The sequence below is a fragment of the Microbacterium sp. LTA6 genome (assembly GCF_045690355.1).
In the GTDB taxonomy this organism is placed as follows: domain Bacteria; phylum Actinomycetota; class Actinomycetes; order Actinomycetales; family Microbacteriaceae; genus Microbacterium.
In genome coordinates, this window is sequence record NZ_CP147855.1 from 3519122 (window position 1) to 3543065 (window position 23944).

The window sequence follows — 23944 nt, forward strand, 5'->3', positions numbered from 1 at the left end:
GCCCCTGACTCACGACCCGGTCCGTGTCACTGCACGGGGAGGGTACGTGGCCGCCACGACTCGCGACGGGCCTCGAACTGCGCGATCTTGTCTTCGTTGCGCAGCGTGAGCCCGATGTCATCGAGCCCTTCGAGGAGCCGCCACCTAGTGTAATCGTCGATCCCGATGTCGGCCTGGATGCCACCGATCGTCGCCGTGCGTGCCTGCAGGTCCACGGTGATCTGCGCACCCGGATTCGCGTCGATCTCCGCCCAGATCCGCTCGAGATCCTCCTCGGAGATCGTCGCTGCGAGGAGACCCTGCTTGCCGGAGTTCCCGCGGAAGATGTCGGCGAAGCGCGGGCTGAGCACGACCTGGAACCCGAAGTCGCGCAGCGCCCAGACGGCGTGCTCGCGGCTGGAGCCGGTACCGAAGTCGGATCCGGCGACGAGTACCGAGGCGCCCTGGAACGGCTCCTGGTTGAGCACGAAGTCCGGATCCTGCCGCCAGGCATGGAAGAGTGCGTCCTCGAACCCCGTCTTGGTGACGCGCTTCAGGAAGACGGCGGGGATGATCTGGTCGGTGTCGACGTTGGACCGCTTCAGCGGTGCGGCGATGCCGGTGTGGGTGGTGAACTTCTCCATGATCAGGCCTCCAGATCGCTCGGGCTGGACAGGGTTCCGCGGATCGCGGTGGCGGCGGCGACGAGCGGCGACACCAGGTGCGTGCGACCGCCCTTGCCCTGGCGGCCCTCGAAGTTGCGGTTCGAGGTCGAGGCGCAGCGTTCGCCTGGGGCGAGCTGGTCGGGATTCATGCCGAGGCACATCGAGCACCCGGCGAAGCGCCACTCCGCACCGAAGTCGGTGATGATCTTGTCGAGCCCCTCGGCCTCGGCCTCCAGGCGTACACGCGCCGAACCGGGCACGACCATCACGCGCACGCCGTCGGCCTTCTTCTTGCCCTGGATGACGGACGCGAAGGCGCGCAGGTCCTCGATCCGGCTGTTGGTGCAGGAGCCCATGAACACGGCATCCACCGGCACGTCCTTGAGCGGGGTTCCCGGGGTCAACGCCATGTACTCGAGCGCCCGCTGTGCGGCCGCCCGCTCATTCGGGTCGGCGATGTCGGCCGGGTTCGGCACGGATGCCGACAGCGAGCTGCCCTGCCCCGGGTTGGTGCCCCAGGTCACGAACGGCTCGAGTTCATCGGCGTCGATGAACACCTCGGCATCGAAGACGGCACCGTCATCGGTCGGGAGAGTCCGCCAGTAAGCGACGGCGTCCTCCCAGTCCTGGCCCTTGGGCGCGTGCTGCCGACCTTCCAGATACGCGAATGTCGTCTCGTCCGGGGCGACCATCCCTGCGCGCGCACCCGCCTCGATCGACATGTTGCAGATCGTCATCCGTCCCTCCATCGAGAGCGCCCGGATGGCGCTCCCGCGGAACTCCAGGACGAAGCCCTGTCCCCCGCCGGTGCCGATCTTCGCGATCACGGCGAGGATGATGTCCTTCGCGGTGACGCCGGCGCGCAGTGTCCCGTCGACGTTGATCGCCATCGTCTTGAACGGCTTCAACGGCAGCGTCTGCGTCGCCATCACGTGCTCGACCTCGCTGGTGCCGATCCCGAAGGCCATCGCGCCGAAGGCGCCGTGGGTCGAGGTGTGCGAGTCGCCGCAGACGACGGTGATACCCGGCATCGTCAGCCCCAGCTGCGGGCCGACGACGTGCACGATGCCCTGCTCGGCGTCGCCCAGCGAGTGCAGACGCACACCGAACTCCGCGGCGTTGCGACGCAGCGTCTCGATCTGCGTGCGGCTGGTGAGGTCTGCGATGGGCTTGTCGATGTCCCACGTCGGGGTGTTGTGGTCTTCAGTGGCGATCGTGAGGTCGAGTCGGCGCAGCGGGCGTCCCTCAGAGCGCAGACCATCGAACGCCTGCGGGCTGGTGACCTCGTGCACGAGGTGCAGGTCGATGTAGATGAGATCGGGCTCGCCGTTCTCGCCCTTGACGACGAGATGGTCGTCCCAGACCTTCTCGGCAAGCGTGCGCGGACCGTGGAAAGTCTCGGTGGCGTCGGGGGTCATGATGTCGCTGTCTCCTGGGATCGAGGTTCGGCCCACGCTGAACTCCGCGACGAGAGAGGCCTAGATCGAGGTCTCGTCGCGGCCGCTAAGAAGGAGAACCACCCGCCGCATGCGGTCAGTTTACACCGCTGCGACGGGTGGTCCGTCCCTTCGTGAACGCTGTTACTCGACGATCGACGCCTTGTTCTCGGCGCGCTTCTCGCGAGAGGACGAGATGAGGCTGGCGATCGTCGCCACCGTCATGGACGCCAGGATCACGCCGAGCGAGACCATGTTGTCGATGTCCGGCACCCACTCGACGTGCTGCCCGCCGTTGATGAACGGCAGTTCGTTCTCGTGCAGGGCGTGCAGGATCAGCTTGACGCCGATGAAGCCGAGGATGACCGCGATGCCGTAGTGCAGGTACTTGAGGCGATCCAGCAGGTCGCCCAGCAGGAAGTAGAGCTGACGGAGCCCCATCAGCGCGAAGATGTTGGCCGCGAAGACGAGGAAGCCGTTGGTCGTGATCTCGAAGATGGCCGGGATCGAGTCGATCGCGAAGATGAGATCCGTCACGCCGATGGTGATGAACACGATGACCATCGGGGTGAACATGCGCTTGCCGTCGACCGTCGTGCGCAGCTTCGAGCCGTCGTACTCCTCGCTGATGTCGATGCGACGGCGCAGCAGCCGGACGATGAAGTTCTCGCGCTGCACCTCGCCCTCATGATCACCCTCTGGCATCGCCTGGCGGATCGCCGTCCAGATGAGGAACGCACCGAAGATGTAGAAGATCGGCGAGAAGTGCTCGATGATGGCGACGCCGACGAGGATGAAGGCGCCGCGCAGCACGAGCGCGATGATGATGCCGACCATCAGCACCTGCTGCTGCAGGCGGCGAGGCACGGCGAACTGCGCCATGATCAGCACGAAGACGAAGAGATTGTCGATGGAGAGGCTGTACTCCAGCGCCCAACCGGTGATGAAGTCTCCTGCGTTCTTCCACCCGCCGACGTTGCCGAGGAGCACGGCGAAGATCAGCGCAAGGCTGACATAGAAGAGGACCCACAGCGTCGACTCCTTGGTGGAGGGGATGTGCGGGCGGAGCCGGACGAGCAGAAGATCGGCGATCAGGATGATCGTGAGCACGACCATCGAGGTGATTTCGAACCAGACAGGAATTTCCAAGGGCGCACTGCACCTTTCGAGGGAGGGTCGGAAATGAGCCGAAAGTCTCTCCCCCGCACAGAGTGCGTCGCGCGCCCGGAGCAGCGAAGATGATGCTCGTGATGACGATGCGCGCGGAAATGGGATACTCCCTCTCGCACGACAATGCTACCGGAGCATCCCGAACATGATGAAATGGTCGTCGTGACACAGACTTCGCATGAACACGTCGAACACGGCATCGCTCCCCTCGAGACCCCGGCCCAGAATTCATGGGCCCGCGCCATCGGCTCTCTCATCTTCGTCAGCCGCTGGTTGCAGGCTCCCCTCTACCTCGGACTGATCGTCGCCCAGATCGTCTACGTCATCGTCTTCATGGTCGAGCTCTGGCACCTGATCGCAGAGGATGTCTTCAGCGACATCACCCACATCAACGAAGCAACGATCATGCTGGCGGTCCTCGGACTCATCGACGTGGTGATGATCGCGAACCTGCTCATCATGGTCATCATCGGCGGCTACGAGACCTTCGTGTCGCGCATCAACACCGAAGGACACCCCGATCAGCCGGAGTGGCTCTCGCACGTGAACGCCAACGTGCTCAAGGTGAAGCTTGCGATGGCGATCATCGGCATCTCCTCGATCCACTTGCTGAAGACCTTCATCGCCGTCGGCAACATGGATGCGGACGGTGTCTCCTCCTCCGAGGTGGATGGCCTCGGCAGCTATACCCCCACCGGCGTGCTCTGGCAGGTCGTCATCCACATGGTGTTCATCCTCTCTGCCATCGCCCTCGCGTGGATCGACCGGATGTCCCAGCAGACGCTGGCCAAGGCTCACGCGCAGCCGGCGCACTGATCCGGACGTCTTCTGAGACGATGGGGCATCCGTCGACACTTTCAGGGTGAGAGACACCGAACGGAACAGGATGCCCCGTGCAGACGACTGATCAGAGATGGGCGGCACAGGCCGCGGCGGGTGACGAGAGCGCCTTCCGGGAGCTGTACCGAGCCCACGTGCGTCCGGTCTACTGGATCGCCCACGGCATCCTCGGCTCGCCCGCCGATGCCGAGGACGTCACCCAGGAGACCTTCGTGGTCGCATGGCGCAAGCTGCCCGACTTCGAGTTGCAGGGGGAATCGATCCTCCCGTGGCTGGCGACCATCTGCCGATTCCAGGCAGCGAATCGTCTTCGGCAGCGCCGTCGCGACCAGGCGCACACCACGGATGCCGCTGATGAGACGCTGCCGGACACGGTCAGCGTCGAGGAGCAGGTCATCACCGCCGCACTCGCCGCACGGATCGCCGAGGAGGTCGGTTCGCTGAGCGAACTCGACCAGGAGATCTTCCGGCTGTGCGCTTCGGAGGGATACGCCTATCAGGCGGCCGCCGAAGAGCTGGGGGTCAGTCATGCGGTCGTTCGGAACCGTCTCTCCCGAGTGCGCACTCAGTTGCGCGGCGCCGTGAAGGAAGCGAGAGACGCATGAACGACCAGACCACCACCGAGACACTGCCGCCGCTGTCGGATGCGACCATCGACCGCATCGAGAACGCGGTTTTCACGGAGATCGCAGCACAGCGGCCGTCGGCGCGCCCGTCTGTCGACCGTGCCCGTACCCGACGCCGACGCTGGCTCACCGGCGGCGGAATCGCCGCGGCGTTCGTGGTCGGCGTGCTCGTCACGCCCCCGATCCTCGGCATCGTCGGCTCCGGAGGAGCCACGAGTACCGCTGACGGCTGGAGCACCGGGACGGAGTACGACAGCGGCGCACAGGACCTTTCCGCCGAAAGCGCGCCCAAGTCCGACGCCGACAGCTCAGGCGGAGCGACCGAGATGGTCCCGCTGGCGGCGGACGAAGCATCCGCCCGCGAGATCATCGCCAACGCGAACGCCACCGTCCAGGTGAAGGACATCGCGAAAGCGGCGGCAGCGATCTCCACTCTCGCCGAGGAGCACGGCGGATACGTGGAGAGCACCGACATCGGCAAGTCGCTCGCGACCGTCGACACGTCGATGCCCGCTCCCCCGAACGCCGGATACGGATGGATCAGCATCCGCGTTCCGTCTGCCGACCTCACCGCCGTGATCGAAGCTCTCAAGAACTCCGGAGACGTGCTCTCCACGTCGATCTCCAAGCAGGACGTGACGTCGACAGCCATCGATCTGCGGGCACGGGTGGAGGCCACCCGGGCATCGGTGGTGCGCCTGACCGAGCTGATGTCGCAGTCGGGCAGTGTCTCTGAGCTCATCGAGGCAGAGGTCGCGCTGACCGACCGTCAGGCCCAGCTGGAGTCGTACGAACAGCAGCTCGCTGCTCTGGAGGACCAGGTCGCCATGTCGACGCTGCAGGTGCAACTCACGGAGACCGCGGCGCCGACGACGGCGGACCCCGCCGGTTTCGGCGATGGACTGCTCGCCGGCTGGAACGGCCTCGTCGTGTCGCTCAATGCCCTGGTGATCGCGCTCGGATTCGTCCTCCCCTGGCTGGGCGTCGTCGGCATCATCGTGCTCGTGATCTGGCTGATCCGAAGGGCTCGCCGTCATCGCAGGGCGGCGGCGACCGCCTCCGATGAGAGCTGAGACGGAACACTGACGAAAAGTCGCTCCCGAGTTCATCTCGGGAGCGACTTTTCATTGATTTTCCGGGGTATACAAGAAGTCTTGTGCTCTTGATCGTCCGTGCATAGCGTTGTCGACGTGGAAGACATCTCCGTGATCACCGCCGTGCACCACCCGCTCCGACGCCGCATCTTCGATTACCTGCTGCTCTACGGGACGTCTCAGGTGACGGCGATCTCGCGCGCGCTCGACAGCCAGGTCGGCAGCATCAGCCACCATCTGCGGATGCTCGAGCGGGCGGGCGTGGTCGAACGCGCGGAAGACCCCGACGGTGACCGTCGGACCAGTTGGTGGGTGCTGTCCCGGCACAGCTTCACCTGGTCGGCCGATGACTACGCCGACGCGCCGGCGGATGCGCTGCTTGCGCGCGAGGCGGAGCGGAACGGCATCCGCGGGCAGATCGATCGACTGCAGCGCTGGCGCCGACGCCATCGCGCGCGTGAGCTGCCGGACTACGACGGTTTCAACATCGAGACACTCGGGTGGGCGACCCCCGCCGAGCTGCAGGATCTCTCCGAGCGGCTGGGCCGCACCCTCGCCGACTGGCGCACATCGATCGACAGGGCCGACGGTCGCGAGCGAACGCCCGTCTTCTTCTTCGCCCACGCCTTCCCGACGGAGCCGTGATGACCGCCACCGAACCACTTCAGCTGCGCGAACCACCGGTGTTTCGTCGCGACATCGCGGTGCACGCCTGGATCGGCGTGAAGGCGCTCTCCGACGCCGGCGACGCTCTCTGGACGATCGCGCTCGCCTGGACGGCCGTGCAGATCACCTCCCCCGCTGTCGCCGGTCTCATCATCGCCGCCGGAACGGTGCCACGCGCGGTGATCCTGCTCTTCGGTGGAGTCATCGCCGATCGGGCGGATGCGAGGCGCGTCATGATGCTGTTCAACGCTCTCCGCGTGGTCGTGCTGGTGACAGTCGCGCTGTGGGTACTCGCCACACCGCCGTCCGTCGCCGTCCTGCTGTTCGCGGCGATCGCGTTCGGGGTCTGCGACGCATTCTACGAACCGTCCGCGGGCACGATCGCCCGGCAACTGGTGCGCCCTTCCGACCTGCCCTCGTACAGCGCCGTCTCGCAGACCGCGTCGCGACTCGGCAGTATGGCCGGCGCGGCGATCGGCGGCATCCTGGTCGCGCATGTCGGACTCAGTGGCAGTGCCTCCGTGAACGCCCTGACGTTCACTCTGGTGGTCGCGTTCATCGCGATCTGGCTGCGGCCTCGGTTCGCCCTCGCGCGTGCCGACCGGGAGTCGGCGCTGCGCGGCATCGCCCGCGGCTTCGCCCATCTGCGTGAAGCACCGACGACCCGAACGCTCGTCATCGCCCTGTCCGGTCTGAATCTCGCCGTGGGCCCGGCAGTCGGAATCGGTCTGGCATTGCGGGCACACGACCAGGATTGGGGCGCGCAGGCACTCGGGCTGTTCGAAGCGCTCCTCGGCCTCGGCGCGGCACTCGGCGCTGTCTCAGTCGCCCGGTGGCGACCCCGGCGCGAGGCCTACGCCGGATTCTGGGCGCTTGTCGTTCAGGGCGCCGGCATCGTGGCGCTGGGTCTCGGGCCGCTCTGGAGCGTCGCCGCCTCCTCATTCCTCATCGGCGCGACCGCGGGCTACGCATCCGTGCTGCTGAGTTCGACCTTCGCGGCCACCGTCGACACCGCCTACCTCGGACGGATGGGGTCGATCACGCGGCTCGGAGACGACTGCCTGATGCCGCTCGCGATGGCCTGCTTCGGCGCGCTCGCAACGGCGACGGCGCTGTGGGTTCCGTTCGCGCTCTACGGAGCAGCCATGGCGGCGATCATGATCGTTCCGCTGCGCAACCGGACGTTCCGCGAGCTGTCCCTCCGTCAGCCGCCAGTCGCTCCGCGCGAGACCGCGGAAACCCGCTGAGCCCCCTCGAACGACCCGATCACACCCCGCTAGAGTCATCGGCATGAGCAGCGCCGCCACTGATTCGAAGGTTCGCACCGTGCCCGCCGGGCGAGATCTGACGCTCGATCTCACCCGGGTCGCGTGCGTGGCGCTCGTCGTGTTCGTGCACATCCTGTTCACCGGCGTCGGCCACCGCCCGGATGGATCTCTCCTCATCGAGCGCACCGTCGAGCTCCAGGCCTGGTTCACCCCGGCGTCCTGGATCGCGAACATCATGCCGCTGTTCTTCGTTGTCGGCGGATACGCTGCGCGGGCCGGCTGGCGCTCCGCCGTCGCCCGCGGGGAGACCGCCGACCGGTTCATCCGGATTCGTCTGGCGCGCCTCGCGCGACCGGCACTCCCCCTGTTCGCGTTCTTCACACTGGTGCTCGCCGCCACGCGGATCATCGACCTCGACCCGGCGCTCGTCGACACGATCGCGATCGGCGTGGGCTCTCCCCTGTGGTTCCTGGCCGCGTACATGATCGTGCAGGCGCTCTCGCCGACCATGATGCGCCTGCACGAGCGCTACCGCGGATGGGTCCCGCTCGCCTTGATCATCGCGGCGGTCCTGGTGGACGCCGTCCGATATGTCCTCGTGATGGGCGTGCTCGGCGTCGGCCCGGTTCCGTCGGCGGGCTATGGATTCGGCGACGAGCTCGTCGGGGTCCCCAACGTCGTCTTCGTGTGGCTGTTCGCTCAGCAGGTCGGATTCTTCCTGTTCGACGGCTGGTTCGCGAAGCGCCGCTGGTGGCAGCTCGCCCTGCTGATGGTCGCGGGTTATGCGCTGCTGTTCGGAATGGTTTCGATCGGCGGCTACTCGTGGAGCATGCTGGGCAATCAGTGGCCGCCGACCGCGACGATGGCGGTGCTCGCCGTCGTACAGGCATCCGGTCTCACGCTCCTGCACGCTCCACTCACCGCGCTCATGCGCACCCGGCCCGCGCGGGCCGTGGTGTTCCTGCTCGGTTCCCGCCTGATGACGATCTACCTCTGGCACCTACCGATGATCATGGTGCTCACCGGCATTCAGCTGCTGCTGCCGCTTCCGATGCCCTCGCCGGGGAGTCCCGCCTGGTGGTGGACGCGTCCGGTGTTCCTGGTCGTCGTGCTGGGCGCCGTATGGTTGCTCTCGCTGTGGCTGGTGCGGTTCGAGGAAGCCCCGGCGTCCGGAACCCCGCGCTTCTCCGCCCCTTCCACGACCGTGGTCGCTGTCGTGCTGTTCGTGGTTCCGGTGCTGGCGATCACGGCCTATGGGCTCGATCTGCTGCTCGCAGCCGTCGCCCTCGTCGGGACGTGGGTGGCGCTGTGGATGACAGGTTCTCGGTGGACTCGCACGGTGGCCTGAAATGACGAAAGCCCTCGGCGAACCGAGGGCTTTCGTGTTGTGTGACCCCAGCGGGATTCGAACCCGCGTTACCGCCGTGAGAGGGCAGCGTACTAGGCCGCTATACGATGGGGCCGTCTGGCGGAACGTTTCCGTGCCGCGACAACCGTTCAAGTATGCCATGCCGATTCTCCCTCCGCAAAATCGTGGCGGCACCGACCGGATGCCCGGGCGTGGCGCGAACGGGAACGGGTTTGCCCCGGGCGCGGGGACGGAGTTGACTCGTCTCATGCGCGTCACGAAATTCGAACACGCCTGCCTCCGGATCGACGAGGCCGGAGGGACCCTGCTGATCGACCCGGGTTCGTTCACGACCCCGCTGAATGATCTCACCGCCCTCGTGGGCGTCGTGATCACGCACGAGCATCCGGATCACTGGACGCCGGAGCATCTCGACCGCATCCTGCGCGTGGCGCCCGGCACGCCGATCTTCGCGCCCGCAGGTGTTGCACGCGCCGCCGAAGGCTACGAGATCACGGTCGTCGCACCGGGTGACACGGTCGAGGCGGGCGACTTCACGTTGCGCTTCTTCGGCGGTGAGCACGCGGTCATCCACTCCTCGCTTCCCACGATCGAGAACCTGGGCGTTCTGGTGAACGACAAGCTCTACTACCCCGGCGACTCCTACGCGGTGCCCGTCGATGTCGAAGTGGACACGCTCGCCGCGCCCCTGGGGGCGCCCTGGCTGCGAATCGGCGACGCGATGGATTTCGTTCTCGCCGTGCAGCCGCGCCGGGCTTTCGGTACCCACGATATGACGCTGTCCGTCATCGGCAAAGGCATGCACCGTCAGCGCCTACAATGGGCGACGGAACAGGGAGCCGGCGAGTTCTTCGCGCTGGAACCCGGCGAAGCGATCGACCTCTGATGCCGGTCCGCCGGCTTCTTCCCGCACCCACCGCACGGCTTCGATTCCGGGAGATGGTGCCGGAGGATCTGGACGCGATGGCCGCGATGCTCGGCGACCCTGAGGTCATGGCCTTCTATCCCGCACCGAAGACGCGGGACGAGAGCGCCGACTGGATCGCTCGGAACCAGCAGCGCTACGCCGAAGACGGTCACGGCTTATGGATCATCGAGACGCACGATGGCGAGTTCGTCGGAGGCTGCGGCGTCACCTGGCAGTCCGCCAATGGCGTCCCTCTCCTCGAGGTCGGGTATCAAGTGCGCGCAGCGATGCAGCGTCGCGGCTTCGCGACCGAGGCGGCTCGCGCCTGTGTCGACCTGGTTCGGCGCGAATTCGCGCCCACCCTGCTGACCGCGATCATCCATCCCGACAACGACGCGTCCCGCGGGGTCGCCGAGAAGCTCGGCATGACGCACATCGCCGACGACCACGCCCATCCCTGGATCGTGCGCACGGTCATGGGCATGCAAGTCGATGCCGCTCCGGCATCCAGCGTCAGTGCGCCGCCCGCACCCTGAGATCGCGCGCCAGGTGATCGCGTTGCTCGATGACCAGGCGACGCAGGGCGGCCGGAGCTGAGGCGTTGCCCTCGAGCCAGGCATCGACGAGTTCCAGCGAGTCCGCAGCCGGGAACATCCCGACCACGAGGCGCTGGGCCAGTTCGATACTGCGCGAGCGCCAGGCCTCGGCGATCAGCGAGAAGTAGGCCTCGTCGAATCCCGCGATCAGGTCCCGGCGCCCACCGGCACGGAACCCCGCGATCTCCGCGTCCAGGTGATCGTTACTCAGAGTGAGGTCGTTCCACGCCGCATCCCACGCGGCCGCGCGGATGGCGGCCACCGGGCGTGCAGCGAGAGCGCGCCGCGCGGCCGTGCGCCCGGTTGCCGTGTCGTCGCGCATCTGCTCGTCCGAGATGTCTTCCGCCGTGGCATTCCCCGTGGTCGCGAGTGCAGTGAGCAGCTGCCAGCGCAGATCGGGATCGACGGTGAGGCCGTCGGGCACGCTCCCGTCGAGGAGGGCGCGCACCTCACCGCTGTGCGTGCCGTCGTACGCGGATGCGGAGGCATATGCGCGTGCCCACGACAGTTGAGCGTCGCTCCTGGCCTCGGCACCCTGCAGTGCGGCCCAGGCCGCCGCCGTCCAAGCCTGCTGTTCGTCGGCGCGCGCATCGTCGGCGACGAAGTGGCGGACAGCGAACGCCGCGTTGGCGAGGATTCCGACGAGCAGACCGATGCTGGATTCACGCGGAGCGTGGTTGCGCACGACGGCGAGATACCGTCTGGCCGACAGCTCCCCGTCGCGAGTGGCGTTCCACAGCGACGACCAGACCAAGGCACGCGCCAGCGGGTCTTCGATGTCGGAGAGGGACTCTTCCACGCACGCCAGCGAACGCTCGTCGAGGCGCACCTTCGCGTAGGTCAGGTCGTCATCGTTGACGATGACGAGGTCCGCCTCGGGGAGATCGACCGGGGTCCGTTCCTCGGCGATGTCGATGGAGATCTGTTCGCGCCGCACGACGCGCCCGTCGGTCCGCTCGTACATTCCGACGCGCAGCCGGTGTGGTCGCGGATCGCTCTGCACGATCGTCCGCTGCCCTGCCGCATCCGTCTCCAGCCGGATCGTGGACATTCCCGTCGTCTCCAGCCACGCGCGAGACCAGGCGCGCATGTCCCGCCCGGATACGGCGTTCAGCTCCGTGAGCAGGTCTTCCAACGTGGTGTTTCCGAATGCGTGGGTCGCGAAGTAGCGTCTGGCACCCTCGAAGAAGGCATCGTCGCCGACGAAGGCGACGAGCTGCTTCAGCACGGCAGCGCCCTTGGCGTAGGTGATGCCGTCGAAATTGAGCTTCGCAGCTTCGAGGTCGATGATGTCGGCGACGATCGGATGCGTCGTCGGGAGCTGGTCCTGCTGATAGGCCCACGCCTTGCGGTTCGCGGCGAACTTCGCCCAGGCATCGGTGTAGCGGGTGGCGGCTGCCGAGGCGTGCGATCCCATGTAATCGGCGAAGGACTCCTTCAGCCACAGGTCGTCCCACCAGCGCATCGTGACGAGATCGCCGAACCACATGTGCGCCATCTCGTGCAGGATCGTGTTCGCCCGGCCGGCGCGCTGCGCGTCGGTCGCCGCGCCTCGGGACAGGTAGGCCTCGGTGAAAGTGACGAGGCCTGGATTCTCCATCGCGCCCAGGTTGTACTCGGGAACGAAGATCTGATCGTACTTCCCCCACGGGTACGGGTAGGCGAAGGCATCCGTGAAGAAGTCGAGACCCTGCCCGGTGACCTCGAGGATCTCGTCCGCCTCGAGGTGCTGCGCCAGCGATCGCCGTGCGAAGACGCCGAGCGCGATGTGCTGTTCGTCACGGCGCCACTCCCCCTCGACCCGGACGTACGGCCCGGCGGCGACGGCGGTGATGTAGCTGGAGATCGGAAGGGTGGGCGCGAACTCGACGCGCTGCACTCCGACGCCGCGATCGACTGTCGCCGGCGACTGGTTGGAAAGCACCTCCCATCCTGCGGGGGCATCGACCACGAAGGTGTACGACGCCTTCAGATCGGGCTGCTCGAAGCAGGCCATGACCCGCCGTGAGTCCGCCGGCTCGTACTGCGTGTAGAGGTAGGTCGCGTCGTCGGCCGGGTCGTGAAAGCGGTGCAGGCCTTCGCCGGAGCGGCTGTACGCCCCGATCGCCTCGACGCGCACGATGTTGCGCTGTTCGAGGCCGGTCAGTGCGATGCGCGCGCCGTCGTAGTCGATGCTCTGATCGACGCCGTTGACGCTGACACGGTCGACGCTCTCGCCGATGAAGTCGAGCCAGGTTGCAGCAACGGTGCTGTCGAACTCGAGCGTGGTCGTCGTCGGGAAGCCGGTGCGGGATCGCTCCGGGGCTCCGGTCAGGTCCAGTTCGACCCGGATGCTGCGCAGGGTGACCGCTGCGGATCGCGCCGCGGTCTCTTCCCTGGTGAGGTTCGCTGAGTTCATGCCTCCATCGTTTCACGGCGGAGGGATCGACTCGGACTGCTGCGCGTATCCGGCGTCCGTCTCACTCGCCTTCGAAGAGCCGGCGGATCGCGGTCTCCGGCGAGACGGTCAGATCGAGCATCCGTCCGCGGGCGTACAGACGGAAGACCCGCGGATCGATGTAGCTGCCGCGGGCGACCGCCGTGGTGTTGCCGAGCGCTGCAGCTGTCGCCTGAACGGCCATCCGCTCCGCCTGCCGACGTTCGCGCGCCGAGTCGAGTGCGCCGATGCGGGCCAACGCGTCGGCAGCGAGGATCGTGCCGTGCAGGGTGCGGAAATCCTTCGCGGTGAACGAGCCTCCGGTCACTTCGCGGAGATAGGCGTTGACCTCACCGGGTGTGATCCGGACGCGGCGGCGCCCTCGCCTGTAAGCGAGCAGGGGGGCTCGCCCAGGACCGGCGGCAAGGTCGGTGAGCGCGTCGGCGAGAACAGAATCGGTGATCTCGATGGCGGCGCGTCGCCCGCTCTTCGCAGGAAACGAGAGTGCGACCGTCGATCCGTCGACCATCACATCTCGCCGCCGCAATGTCGTCAGTCCCCTGCTCCCGTGCCGCACGAGATAGCGCTCCGAGCCGATGCGGAGAGCCGCATCGTCCAGCAACCGGAATGCCGTCGCGAGCACCCGGTCCCGGGATGCCTCCTCGTCTCGCAACCCCCGGGTGACCCGGGCACGCGCTGCCGGCAACGCCTTCGCGAGGGCGAGCGCGCGACTGAACTTGCGTCGATCGCGACGGGCGCGCCAGAGCGGATGGTAGAGGTATTGGCGACGTCCGGCCTCGTCGGTTCCGACCGCCTGGATGTGCGCGAGCGGTTCTGCGGCGATCCAGACGTCCTCCCACGCAGGGGGAATCACCAGATCGCGGATGCGCTCGCGATCGCCGTCCCCGACGGGGGCTCCTGTCTCGTCGAGATAGCGGAATCCGCTGCCCGCCCGGACCCGACGAAATCCCGACTGCTCGCCGGGAACCACACGGATCAGCGATGCCATCCCTCAGCCTCCAAGTTCGCGCGTCAGCAGCCCGCCGACGCGTCGCCTCAGGATGTGGGAGTCGCGCTCTCCTGCGGAAGGGGGTGGCACTCCTTCGCAGCCGGTGATAGAAGCGGGATGCCCTATACCCGGGAGAGCCTGTTGTCCAGGGACTTCTCGCTTGTCGTCGAAAGGACGATGCTCGGATGGAATTCTGGGGAAGGAGACCGATCATGGTTCGGGGTCCCGTGCGGAGCCGCGTCGGCGATTCGGCGGACGACCCGTCGCGCGTGCGAAATCAGCCGGCTCTGCGCACGTCGTCGGGAGCGATCTGGCTCATCGTGGGTGCGGTCTTCACCGCGATCTGCCTGATCCCCCTTGTCGGCATCGTGGCGACCGGACGTTCTGCGGGCATGGTCGCGATCGCGACGATCGTGCTCATGGTCGCCTTGTACGCGGCGATGGTCACTGTGCGTCTCGCTGCGTCGCCCGGACCACAGCGGTTGCAGCGGATGGCCTTCTGCTTCCTGAGCATGGCCGCAGTCACGCTGGTCGGCATGATCGCCTGCGTGCTCCTCCAGTGGGGCGCGCCGGGTTCTCTGTAGTCTCCGTGGACTCACCGACCACCCGCCGCTCCAGGAATCGTGATGAGGCCCCCTTGTCCCGTCAATGAATCCGGAGCAGTCTGAATTCATCAGTTTCGCCGAAATCGCGGAGGCGAGGATCATGAAGGCAAAGGCAGGCGATCGTCTGATCGTGGAGGGCCACACGGACTCCGAGCACCGCCGTGAGGCTGAGGTGCTCGACGTTCGAGGAGAAGACGGCGCACCGCCGTATCTGGTGCGCTGGACCGACGGCCACGAGGGCCTGGTATACCCGGGCACCGATGCCAGGGTGGTCCCGGCTTAGCCCCGACGTCTACATCTCCTGGTCGACCGCGATCGGCGTTGTCTCCGGCTCGGCGCCGTTCGCCGACGCCGGAACGACGCGCTCGAGCACGATCGCGAGCACGCCGACTCCTAGAGCGCCGGCGACCATGACAGCGATGAACCAGCCATCCAGCCCCGCCCCCAGGAGCAAGCCGGCCGCGAGGGGACCGGTGATGGCACCGCCCTGGAACGCCGCCGAGTTGATGGCGTTGTACCGGCCGCGCGTGCGGTCGGAGGCGAGATCGTTGTAGATCGCGGGCACGGTCGGCTGCAGCATGGTCTCGCCGAACGCGAAGACACCCATGAACGCGAGGACTCCGATCGCCGCCGCCAGGGAATCCGGGAGGAAGCCGGTCGCACCGAGCAGCAGCCACGACAGGGCCCAGATCAGGGCCATCACCTGCATGACTCGGGTGCGGCGCTTACCGGTGATGAACCGGAGCACGGCGAACTGCAGCAGCACGATGACCGCGGTGTTCACCGCGAACGACAGTCCGACCACGCGCGTCGAGACCTCTGACACCTGACGTGCGAAGGCGGGGAATCCGGCCTCCATCTGCCCATAGCCGATGAAGACGGCGAGGAACGTCAGAACGGTCAGCCACAGCACCACCGGACGCCGAAGTATCTCGCGGTAGCCGCCAGCGGGTGGGGCGCCCTCTTCGACGTCCGACTCCGTGCGGACGTGGCGCAGCGGCCCGAGAAGCAGAGCCAGCGGGATGAGACAGCTCACGGCGTCGATGAGGAAGATCGTGGTGAAAGTACCCGGATCGGTCACATCGACGAAGAATCCGCCGATCACGCCGCCGACACCGATTCCGAGGTTCACGAGCGCGAAGTTGACGCCGAAGTACTGCTGGCGAACCTCTCCGTCGACCACGGTGGCGATGAGGGCATTGAAGCCGGGCCAGGACACCCCGAAGTTGACGCCGATGAGGATGACGGCGATGGCCGCGACCGCCGGATGCGATGCGAAGGCCAGCAGTGCGCATCCAGCGATCATCGCCACGAGACCCGCGAGCAGCACTCTGCGGGCACCATAACGGTCGATGAGGGTCCCGCCCGGACCGGTGACGATGAGGCCGGTGATCGCGATGAGGCTCATCAGCGCGCCCGAGAGCCCGAGGTCGAAGCCGCGGACCTCATGGAAGTAGATGATCGTGAACGGGAGGGTCATCCCCCGGCCGAGCGTCTGAATCGCGACCGTCGACAGCAGCCATCGCCCTTCAGTGGGCAGGGCATTCCAGAACGTCTTCATACCGGTCACCCGATCATTCTTCCGGATGCCACCGACATCAGGGTCGTGCGGGCAGCCTCGACGTCAGCGGCTCTCCTCGAACACGGTGATCTGCAAGTCCCCCGGCGCGTCGAGCCGAGCATTGAGCGAATCCCACGGCGTGCGCGTCGGCGGCGCGATCACCTCGGCCCCCGCCGCCTCCATGTCTGCGGTCATCGCGGCCGCATCGACGACCTCGAATGCCACGCGCAGACGCGGGCTCACCCGGCGCCCGACCTCGACATCGTCGATGAGGTCGACCTGCTCCGGGGTGCTCAGCTCGAGCGTTGCCCGTCCGACATCCAAGATCGTCACACGAGCGCCGTCCCCGCTGTCGACGAACAGCTCCTCCGGTGCGCCGAGCACGTCACGATAGAAGGCGACGGCCTCGTCGTAATCCGCCGCCTCGACCACCAGCCGCATCTGCAGCACCCGTTCGTTCATCTGAGCCCACCCTCCGGAATTGATCGTTACCGCCCGCTTCTGAGATCATCTCGAGTATGCCGGTGTCATTCAACGAGTTCCATGCCGCTCTGCTGCACGCCGAGACGAGGGACGCGTTGGGCATCTGGATGTCGGATGCCCAGGCGCAGCACGTCCATGCGGATGCGCAGCTTTCCCAGGCGCACTACGCGCACTGGCTCGCCTCGAATCCGGAACCGGTCTTTGCGGCTGCAGGAGCCCACGATTTCTTTCCGACCATGCCGCTGCCGACGCCGTTCGTCAATGCTGCACCGGCGACGATCGTGAACGCCGCACCGGCGCCGGTCTCGACTCCTGCGGCCGGATCCACCCCCGGGAAGAAGAACACCGGGCTCTGGGTACTGCTGTCGATACTCGGAGCTTTGATCCTGATCGCCGTGATCGTCGTCGTCGCCGCGTTCGCGACGGCTCGGCATTGGACGAAGATCGACATTCCTGAGCAGCCGGAGACATTCCACAGCGAGGAGTACGAGACCGGACTGTACGACGTCACCATGGACACCGTGAACCCGTGCTGGGTGGACCAGGGCTGGGCGGACTGCACCAATGCGATGGTCGTCCAGTACAACGCGGCGTGCGCGGATGTCGATCTCACGGCGACCGCAACGGCTCTCTGCGACGACTATCTCTCGTCCATCGACGAGATGAAGGCCGCCGGCGCTGACGGCGTCGTCGCCACGCTCGGCACGTACGGCCATCTGCATCGGACGGCAGAGGTATCGACGCGCGAGGTATCGAACAACGACGCCCGCCCCGCCGTCACGCACGAAGCCGTCTGCTATCTCGGTTTCATCGGCGAGTGCGAGTAGTGCCTCCGACCGGAGCTACTTCTTCGGAGTCACCTCGACGGTGAAGGCGACCTCATCGCCCGAGGCATCGTTGGAGAGGACCACGTCGGTCTCGCCGACCTTCTTCGCGGTCAGGCCCGGATTGAACTGGGCGGAGCCGTCATCCTTGCCGGGTGTGAACGAGACGATGGCCTCGTCGTCGATCTCGGCCTTCCAGTCGAGGTAGTCTTCGTCGTCACCGACGAGATCGATGACGTTTCCTTCGACGACCGTCACCGTCGTGCCGTCGATCTTCGTCAGATCGGCGATGACCGGCGGCAGCGCATTGCCACCGCCGTCGCCACTGGTCGGTGCCGCGCATCCGGTGAGTGCCAGACCGACAGCGAGAAACCCGGCCGCGAGCATCGAGGGACGACGAGTCGAGGGCGACGACGCGAACCACTTCACGGGATACCTCCAGACCGCGTCCGCCGTGCGCAGTCGCTCAGTGCGAATGTAGCGCGTCGACGGGTCCGCGCACAGGGGCGACTTGGACGAGGGCGTTCCCACCGCGACCAGCGAGCACCGCGGGTCATGCCTTCGGTTTCCACAACGAGAGCGCGTTGATCCAGTTGGGGTCACCGACGCCCTGGTAACTCTGCTGGCAGACGAGCTGGAGGCCGTTGTACGTCACGACGTCGCCTTTCGTGTACGTGCCTGTAGGGCTCCACACCGGCACCGTCGGGCCTGTCTCCGTCGCAGTTGTCACCGAGAACACCGCGCTTGCTGGTGACGCGTGGCCTGCGGCATCCACCGCACTCACCCGATAGCGGTACGAAGTCGACGGCGACAGCCCTGTGTCGATGTGGCTGGTGCCCGCGACCTGAACGATCTGCTGGAAGGCTCCGTTGCCGAGTGATCGCTCGATGCGGTAGCCCACGACGCCACGATTGTCGCTCGAGGCTGTCCACATCAGGTCGATACTCGTCGACTTCGTCGCCATGCTGTGCAACCCGGTCGGTGTCGTCGGTGCCGTGACGTCGGGCCCGTTTGTCGGCGTGGGGCGCGGTGTCGGCGTGGGAGTCGGCGTAGGCGTCGGGGTGGGCGTCGGGGTGGGCGTCGGGGTGGGCGTGGTCCCACTGCCCGAAATATTGACGTCGATGACGTTGTAGAAGGCGTTGGCCGTGTCAGCGACCTCCCACACCGCGAGGATGACGTGGTAACCGGTGTGGTCGGACGGGATCGTGATCGTGTGCGCGGGGTTCGTGTTCGCTGCTGTGCCGTTGTGCGGGACCACCGTGAGAAGTTCGAAGTCGCCACGGTCGAGCGGAGCGTTCGGGTTCCAGCCGACCTTCGTGATGTAGTAGCGCCATTCCGCCGCCGGGTGCGGCGCCGTGTAAGCCCAGCCGAACACGTGCGGGCCGGGCGTGACGTTGTTCTTCGCCCATCGCGTCGCGCTCTGAGCGTCGAGCTCTCCGAAGCGCGAATTGCCCGCTGAAGCGATCTGACCATCGGCCGGTCCGGTCACCGGGAACCCACCGGTCCCCTCGAGGCTCTGCGGCTCGTACTGAACCGCGCCGAGGTTCGTGTTCGCGGTGAATGCGGCACGCGCCGTGAGCTCGCTGCCGGCTCCACCGACCCACCCGTGCGCCTGCGCGGCGGAGGTGCCGCCGATGACGAGCGCACCTGCGACCAGGAGTGCGACGACGCTCTTCGCCGTGCTTCTCCTGTGAATCGGATTTCGGGTCTTCGCAGCACTCATGGTGGATTCCCTTTCTCGAGGACGCCGCCACTCGAACGGCATCTCTGGATCGGAGGTGACGCTACTCCACGCCGGGGTACGCCGACATTGTGGATAACCACGTCATCCGAGATGAAGGGATCCGAGAACAAGAAAACCCCCGCCTGAGCGGGGGTTTCAATCTTGCTGGGGTACCTGGACTCGAACCAAGAACAACGGAACCAGAAACCGCCGTGTTGCCAATTACACCATACCCCAAGGGCGAAACCAGGGCCTCGCACCAAGAGTCAAGCTTACCCGAGCGGCGGCCGGAACACCAAAACAGCCCGGTCGGCAGCCCGCTCGGGCGCGTCGTCAGTCCTTTCGGAGCTCCGCGAGGGCCCGGAGGCGTCGCAGTGACTCGTCCTTGCCGATCAGCTCCATCGACTCGAAGAGCGGCGGCGAGATACGGCGCCCCGTGATCGCCACACGCGGCGGACCGTAGGCGACGCGAGGCTTGAGCTCGAGCTTCTCGACCAGTGCGCTGGCGAGAGCATCCTGGATCGCCGCCGGCGTGAAGTCCGTCAAAGGCTCGAGGGCGGCGACGCACGCTTCCAGCACCTCCGCGGCGTTCGCCGGCAGTCCCTTCAGGGCATCCGCCTCGTACGAGATCTCGTCGGTGAAGAGGAAGCCGAGCATCCCCGGCACCTCGCCGAGAAGCTGTACGCGCTCCTGCACCAGCGGTGCGGCACGGAAGGCGAGAACCAGCTGCTCATGGGTCGGCTCATCGAACAGGCCGGCCGCAGCAAGGTACGGGATGCTCCGTTCGGCGAAGTCCTTCACATCGAGCATCCGGATGTGGTCCCCGTTGATCGACTCGGCCTTCTTCTGGTCGAAGCGCGCCGGATTCGGGTTCACGTTCTCGATGTCGAACGCGGCAGTGAACTCCTCGAGCGAGAAGACGTCGCGGTCGTGGCCGATCGACCAGCCCAGCAGCGCCAGGTAGTTCAGCAGGCCCTCGTGGATGAAGCCGCGCTCGCGGTGCAGGAAGAGGTCGGCCTGCGGGTCGCGCTTGGAGAGCTTCTTGTTGCCGGTCTCCCCCAGCACCAGCGGCATGTGGGCGAAGCGCGGCACGAAAGTGGTGACGTCGGCGTCGATCAGCGCAGCGTACAGCGCGAGCTGGCGGGCGGTCGACGGCATCAGATCCTCGCCGCGCAGCACGTGCGTGATGCCCATCAGCGCATCGTCGACGGGGTTGACGAAGGTGTACAGCGGCACGCCGTTCGGGCGGACGACGACAAAATCGGGGAACGATCCTGCCGGGAATGTCACCTCGCCGCGAATGAGGTCGACGTACGTCAAGTCCTCGTCGGGCACCCGCAGTCGCAGCGCGGGCTGACGCCCATCGGCGCGGAACGCTGCCTTCTGCTCATCGGTGAGGTCGCGGTCGAAGTTGTCGTAGCCGAGCTGCTTGGCCCGCCCGTTCGCTTCGTTGCGGGCGTCGATCTCTTCCGCGTTCGAGTAGCTCTCGTACAGAGCACCCGACGCGACGAGCTTGTCGATCACGCCCTGGTAGATATCGTGGCGCTGCGACTGCCGGTACGGCGCATGCGGGCCGCCGATCTCGACGCCCTCATCCCAGTCGATCTTGAGCCAGGTGAGCGCATCGACGAGCTGGCGGAAGCTCTCTTCGCTGTCGCGGGCGGCATCGGTGTCCTCGATGCGGAAGATCATCTTGCCGCCGTTGTGACGGGCGTAGGCCCAGTTGTACAGAGCGGTGCGCACCATGCCGACGTGCGGCAGGCCGGTCGGCGAAGGGCAGAAGCGAACGCGGACGTCAGCGCCGCTTGCGGTCGTGGTGAGGGGGTGAGGGGTAGCCATAGCCCTCCAATCCTACGGCGCGCTGATACCGCGCCGATCCGTCACTGCCCCGTCCGCCTCAGCCGCGCCGGCCGGACGCGATGGCGGCAGTATGTGGGAGGGCGAGGACCCCGTCGACGGAGCGATCGGCACACACTCCATCGAAAGCACGACGGAAGTCGTCACGACCTGCCTCGTCAAGACTCAGGTAGAACGCGCCGGCAGACGCCACACCGCCTTCGGCCGACGCCCACAGCGCGGCCGGTTCGGCGTGCCACGTCCAGCTGAGCTCCGACACGAGGACGTCGCGCCAACCGGCGTCGCGGAGCATTCCGGCGAACCCCTCCGCGGTGCGCTCGAAATCCTTGTCCGGCGCGAGCCGCTCCCCCGCGACAGGTTCAAGGCCGGCACGCGCACAGACCTCGAGCCACAACCAGGATGGCGAAACCAGCCAGATCGTCGCCGCCACCCGGTCCGCACTCACTCGCGCGAGTTCTCGTGCCGACTGTCGTGGATCGTGGACATGGTTGAGGACGAAGTTCGCGATGACGGCGTCGAAGGCGGCCTCGTCGAGCGGCAGGTCAGGGAGGGATCCGGCGACGACGGAGAGTTTCGGATGCTCTCGTGCGGCGACCGCACGCATCGTCGCTTCCGGTTCGCAACCGGTCACGTCCCACCCGTCCGCCGCGAAGCGCGCGGCGACCATTCCGGTTCCTGAGCCGACGTCCAGCAGCGAACGGCCGGATGCCGGTCCGAGTTCTGCTGCGAGAGCATCCGTGGTTCCGGCGCAGAGTGCCGCATATGACGACGCGTACGCCTCACCGACGCCCGCCCACGGCTTCATCGCATGCCCCTCCGAGCGAGCGGCGAAAGGGCGACGATCGCGATCACGATCGCGAAGGCCGCCGTGCCGAGTCCGGCGTACTGGAAGTTGGAGAGGATCACACCGGCGAGCACCGCTCCGGCCGCGGCGGACAGGCTCATCAGCGAGTCACTGCGCCCCTGGCGTGCCGTGCGCACGTCCGGCGCGCTCGCTTCGGTCAGCAGCGCCGCGCCGGCGACGGTAGCGGCACTCCAGCCGAGCCCGAGCAGGACGAGCGCGATCATCACGCCGGCCGGCGAAGAGTTCGCGAAGATCGCGAAGCCCAGCGCGCCGGCCAGCAACACCTGACCGAAGAGCACCACGCGCAGGCGACCCCACCGGTCGGCGAGGATGCCGAACACCGGCGAGAGCGCATACATACCGGCGACGTGCATCGCGATCGTCACACCCACGAGCAGCGAGACGTCTGCCGACGAGGCATGCCCGCCCTGCGCGCCGTGCGCCATATGCGCCAGATGCACCGGCGTCATCGCCATCACCGACGCCATCACGACGTGCGATCCGGCGACGGCGAAGATGGCATAGCGCGCGGCGAGAGGGCGGTCGGCGCGCTCCTGGCCGGTGGCCTCGGCTGCGGCCTTCGCGATGCGCTGAGCCGCCAGGAGCGGGTCCGGGCGCAACGCGATGATGTAAAGCAGCAGGGCGGCGCACTGCGCCACGAACGAGAACACGTACGACCCGGTCAGCGGCGGCATCCCGATCGCCTTACCCACGATCTCGCCCGGCCCGAGCAGCAGCGGACCCGCGACGCCACCGACCGTCGTCGCCCACACCACGACCGACAGGTCCCTGCCTCGATGCACGGGTGCCGCGAGGTCTGTGGCGGCGAAGCGCGACTGGAGGTTTCCGGCGTTGCCGGCGCCGATCAGCAGGATGCCGACGAGCAGCAATGGGAACACGCGCAGGCCCGCTGCGAGGATCACGACGGCGATTCCGACGAGCGCGAAGACGTTCCCGAGCGTGAGCGCACGGCGGCGCCCGACGCGGGCGGCAAGCTTCGCCAACGGAATTGCGCACAGCGCCGCTCCGAGAGTCACCGACGCTGTGGCCAACCCGGACAACGCGTCATCGCCCGAGATATCCGCGGCCAGGAGCGCGCCCAGCGAGACGGTGGCGCCGAAGGCGATGCCGCCGAGCACCTGGCCCATGGACAGCACCAGCACCGTGCGGCGCTGCACGGCCGCCTGCTGCTGTGCCGTCAGCGCGACGACGGTCATGACGCGGGAAGCGCGTCGCGCACGGAATTGCGCAGGATGCCCAGGCCGGTGATCTCGACCTCGACGGTATCGCCCGCATCGAAAATACCCACACCTGCGGGCGTTCCGGTGAGGATGACATCGCCGGGAAGCAGGGTGAAGACGGCCGAGGCGTACTCGATGATCGCCGGAATCGAGTGGATCATGTCGGTGAGCGGCGCGTGCTGGCGCACTTCACCGTTCACCCTGGTCTCGATCGTGGCGGATGCCGGATCGAAGTCGGTCTCGATCACGGGGCCGAGCGGGCAGAACGTGTCGAAGCCCTTCGCCCGCGACCACTGGCCGTCTTTGCGCTGGAGGTCGCGCGCCGTCACGTCGTTGCCGATCGTGTAGCCGAGCACGTAGTCCAGGGCATCCGCCGCCTTGACGTTCTTGGCGATGCGTCCGATCACCACCGCGAGCTCACCCTCGTACTCGGTGCGCTCGGAGAGGGTCGGGCGCACGATGGTGTCGCCGGGGCCGATCACCGCGGTGTTCGGCTTGAGGAACAGCAGCGGTTCCTCCGGCGCCACTCCCCCCATCTCGGCGGCGTGGTCGTGATAGTTCTTGCCGACGCAGACGACCTTCGACCGAGGGATGACCGGTGCGAGCAGCACCGCGTCCGCGAGCGGCACGCGTTCGCCCGTCGTCTCATATCCGGCGAACAGGGGGTCGCCGGCGAGGACGACCAGATCCTTCTCGTCGAGGATTCCGTAGGTGATGGCGTCATTGTGGCTGAACCGAGCGATCTTCACCCGTCCAGCCTAGAAC

At 66.9% G+C, this 23944-nt stretch carries 24 protein-coding genes and 2 tRNA genes; 11 read left to right on the top strand and 15 right to left on the bottom strand.

What is annotated here, in order from left to right; all coding sequences use genetic code 11:
* Nucleotides 1-26: 26 nt before the first annotated feature.
* From leuD to LTA6_RS16825, 3 genes are all read right to left on the bottom strand, one after another.
* On the bottom strand, nucleotides 27-623 hold the full coding sequence (leuD, locus tag LTA6_RS16815; RefSeq protein WP_341975009.1) for a 3-isopropylmalate dehydratase small subunit: 597 nt from the start codon (nucleotides 621-623) through the stop codon (nucleotides 27-29).
* Between the two features lie 2 nt (nucleotides 624-625).
* Nucleotides 626-2062, bottom strand: a complete 1437-nt coding sequence (leuC, locus tag LTA6_RS16820; protein WP_363546356.1) for a 3-isopropylmalate dehydratase large subunit — start codon at nucleotides 2060-2062, stop codon at nucleotides 626-628.
* A gap of 162 nt (nucleotides 2063-2224) precedes the next feature.
* The gene (locus LTA6_RS16825) at nucleotides 2225-3229 is read right to left on the bottom strand and encodes a TerC/Alx family metal homeostasis membrane protein (protein ID WP_341975012.1); all 1005 of its coding nucleotides are present in this window, start codon (nucleotides 3227-3229) and stop codon (nucleotides 2225-2227) included.
* 174 nt (nucleotides 3230-3403) lie between these two features.
* Here LTA6_RS16825 and LTA6_RS16830 point away from each other — a divergent pair, with 174 nt between their 5' ends.
* The 6 genes from LTA6_RS16830 to LTA6_RS16855 all read left to right on the top strand — a co-directional run bounded on the left by LTA6_RS16830 (nucleotide 3404) and on the right by LTA6_RS16855 (nucleotide 9092).
* Nucleotides 3404-4066, top strand: coding sequence for a TIGR00645 family protein (locus tag LTA6_RS16830; protein WP_363546352.1), 663 nt, complete (start codon nucleotides 3404-3406; stop codon nucleotides 4064-4066).
* Nucleotides 4067-4143: 77 nt separating this feature from the next.
* Nucleotides 4144-4695, top strand: a complete 552-nt coding sequence (locus LTA6_RS16835; RefSeq protein WP_341975014.1) for a sigma-70 family RNA polymerase sigma factor — start codon at nucleotides 4144-4146, stop codon at nucleotides 4693-4695.
* Entirely contained in the window at nucleotides 4692-5789 is a 1098-nt protein-coding gene (locus tag LTA6_RS16840; RefSeq protein ID WP_363546349.1) for a DUF4349 domain-containing protein, read from the top strand. Before LTA6_RS16835 ends, LTA6_RS16840 begins: the two co-directional genes overlap by 4 nt.
* Nucleotides 5790-5906: 117 nt before the next feature.
* Nucleotides 5907-6455 (top strand): helix-turn-helix domain-containing protein, encoded by a 549-nt coding sequence (locus LTA6_RS16845; protein WP_341975016.1) that lies wholly within the window; start codon nucleotides 5907-5909, stop codon nucleotides 6453-6455.
* A complete protein-coding gene (locus tag LTA6_RS16850) occupies nucleotides 6455-7723 on the top strand; it encodes an MFS transporter (RefSeq protein WP_363546343.1) in 1269 nt (422 codons plus the stop codon). Before LTA6_RS16845 ends, LTA6_RS16850 begins: the two co-directional genes overlap by 1 nt.
* Nucleotides 7724-7766: 43 nt before the next feature.
* A complete protein-coding gene (locus LTA6_RS16855) occupies nucleotides 7767-9092 on the top strand; it encodes an acyltransferase family protein (RefSeq protein WP_407358297.1) in 1326 nt (441 codons plus the stop codon).
* Between the two features lie 42 nt (nucleotides 9093-9134).
* On the opposite strand, the gene LTA6_RS16860 is transcribed toward LTA6_RS16855, so the two are convergent.
* Nucleotides 9135-9207 (bottom strand) — tRNA-Glu (locus LTA6_RS16860).
* Between the two features lie 153 nt (nucleotides 9208-9360).
* On the opposite strand from LTA6_RS16860, the gene LTA6_RS16865 reads away from it, so the two are divergent.
* Entirely contained in the window at nucleotides 9361-9999 is a 639-nt protein-coding gene (locus LTA6_RS16865) for an MBL fold metallo-hydrolase (RefSeq protein WP_341975019.1), read from the top strand.
* Entirely contained in the window at nucleotides 9999-10556 is a 558-nt protein-coding gene (locus tag LTA6_RS16870) for a GNAT family N-acetyltransferase (protein ID WP_341975020.1), read from the top strand. Before LTA6_RS16865 ends, LTA6_RS16870 begins: the two co-directional genes overlap by 1 nt.
* Here LTA6_RS16870 and pepN read toward each other — a convergent pair.
* Nucleotides 10534-13014, bottom strand: a complete 2481-nt coding sequence (gene pepN, locus LTA6_RS16875; protein ID WP_363546337.1) for an aminopeptidase N — start codon at nucleotides 13012-13014, stop codon at nucleotides 10534-10536. The genes LTA6_RS16870 and pepN overlap by 23 nt on opposite strands.
* Nucleotides 13015-13075: 61 nt before the next feature.
* Nucleotides 13076-14041: a DNA topoisomerase IB gene (locus tag LTA6_RS16880; protein WP_341975022.1), complete on the bottom strand. Its 966-nt coding sequence runs from the start codon at nucleotides 14039-14041 to the stop codon at nucleotides 13076-13078.
* 212 nt (nucleotides 14042-14253) lie between these two features.
* Between LTA6_RS16880 and LTA6_RS16885 the strand changes: the two genes are divergently transcribed.
* Both LTA6_RS16885 and LTA6_RS16890 read left to right on the top strand, forming a co-directional pair.
* A complete protein-coding gene (locus LTA6_RS16885; RefSeq protein ID WP_341975023.1) occupies nucleotides 14254-14625 on the top strand; it encodes a hypothetical protein in 372 nt (123 codons plus the stop codon).
* Between the two features lie 121 nt (nucleotides 14626-14746).
* Nucleotides 14747-14929: a DUF1918 domain-containing protein gene (locus LTA6_RS16890; protein WP_341975024.1), complete on the top strand. Its 183-nt coding sequence runs from the start codon at nucleotides 14747-14749 to the stop codon at nucleotides 14927-14929.
* Between the two features lie 9 nt (nucleotides 14930-14938).
* Here LTA6_RS16890 and LTA6_RS16895 read toward each other — a convergent pair whose 3' ends face one another.
* Together LTA6_RS16895 and LTA6_RS16900 are read right to left on the bottom strand one after the other, a co-directional pair.
* Entirely contained in the window at nucleotides 14939-16207 is a 1269-nt protein-coding gene (locus tag LTA6_RS16895) for an MFS transporter (protein ID WP_407359296.1), read from the bottom strand.
* Between the two features lie 63 nt (nucleotides 16208-16270).
* Complete coding sequence (locus LTA6_RS16900; protein WP_341975025.1) at nucleotides 16271-16669, bottom strand: VOC family protein; 399 nt, start codon at nucleotides 16667-16669, stop codon at nucleotides 16271-16273.
* Nucleotides 16670-16725: 56 nt separating this feature from the next.
* On the opposite strand from LTA6_RS16900, the gene LTA6_RS16905 reads away from it, so the two are divergent.
* Nucleotides 16726-17517 (top strand): hypothetical protein, encoded by a 792-nt coding sequence (locus LTA6_RS16905; RefSeq protein ID WP_363546330.1) that lies wholly within the window; start codon nucleotides 16726-16728, stop codon nucleotides 17515-17517.
* Between the two features lie 15 nt (nucleotides 17518-17532).
* Here LTA6_RS16905 and LTA6_RS16910 read toward each other — a convergent pair whose 3' ends face one another.
* The 7 genes from LTA6_RS16910 to LTA6_RS16940 all read right to left on the bottom strand — a co-directional run bounded on the left by LTA6_RS16910 (nucleotide 17533) and on the right by LTA6_RS16940 (nucleotide 23928).
* Complete coding sequence (locus LTA6_RS16910) at nucleotides 17533-17943, bottom strand: hypothetical protein (protein WP_341975027.1); 411 nt, start codon at nucleotides 17941-17943, stop codon at nucleotides 17533-17535.
* A gap of 124 nt (nucleotides 17944-18067) precedes the next feature.
* Complete coding sequence (locus LTA6_RS16915; RefSeq protein WP_363546327.1) at nucleotides 18068-19237, bottom strand: lytic polysaccharide monooxygenase; 1170 nt, start codon at nucleotides 19235-19237, stop codon at nucleotides 18068-18070.
* A gap of 165 nt (nucleotides 19238-19402) precedes the next feature.
* Nucleotides 19403-19474: transfer RNA gene (locus LTA6_RS16920), tRNA-Gln, on the bottom strand.
* Between the two features lie 96 nt (nucleotides 19475-19570).
* The gene (gltX, locus tag LTA6_RS16925) at nucleotides 19571-21076 is read right to left on the bottom strand and encodes a glutamate--tRNA ligase (RefSeq protein WP_407358298.1); all 1506 of its coding nucleotides are present in this window, start codon (nucleotides 21074-21076) and stop codon (nucleotides 19571-19573) included.
* 58 nt (nucleotides 21077-21134) lie between these two features.
* Nucleotides 21135-21899: a class I SAM-dependent methyltransferase gene (locus tag LTA6_RS16930; RefSeq protein WP_407358299.1), complete on the bottom strand. Its 765-nt coding sequence runs from the start codon at nucleotides 21897-21899 to the stop codon at nucleotides 21135-21137.
* Nucleotides 21896-23155, bottom strand: coding sequence for an MFS transporter (locus LTA6_RS16935; protein ID WP_341975031.1), 1260 nt, complete (start codon nucleotides 23153-23155; stop codon nucleotides 21896-21898). The genes LTA6_RS16930 and LTA6_RS16935 overlap by 4 nt, the downstream gene beginning before the upstream one ends.
* Nucleotides 23152-23928 carry a fumarylacetoacetate hydrolase family protein gene (locus tag LTA6_RS16940; RefSeq protein WP_407358300.1) on the bottom strand — a complete coding sequence of 259 codons (777 nt, stop codon included), beginning with the start codon at nucleotides 23926-23928 and terminating at the stop codon, nucleotides 23152-23154. Before LTA6_RS16940 ends, LTA6_RS16935 begins: the two co-directional genes overlap by 4 nt.
* Nucleotides 23929-23944: the final 16 nt, after the last annotated feature.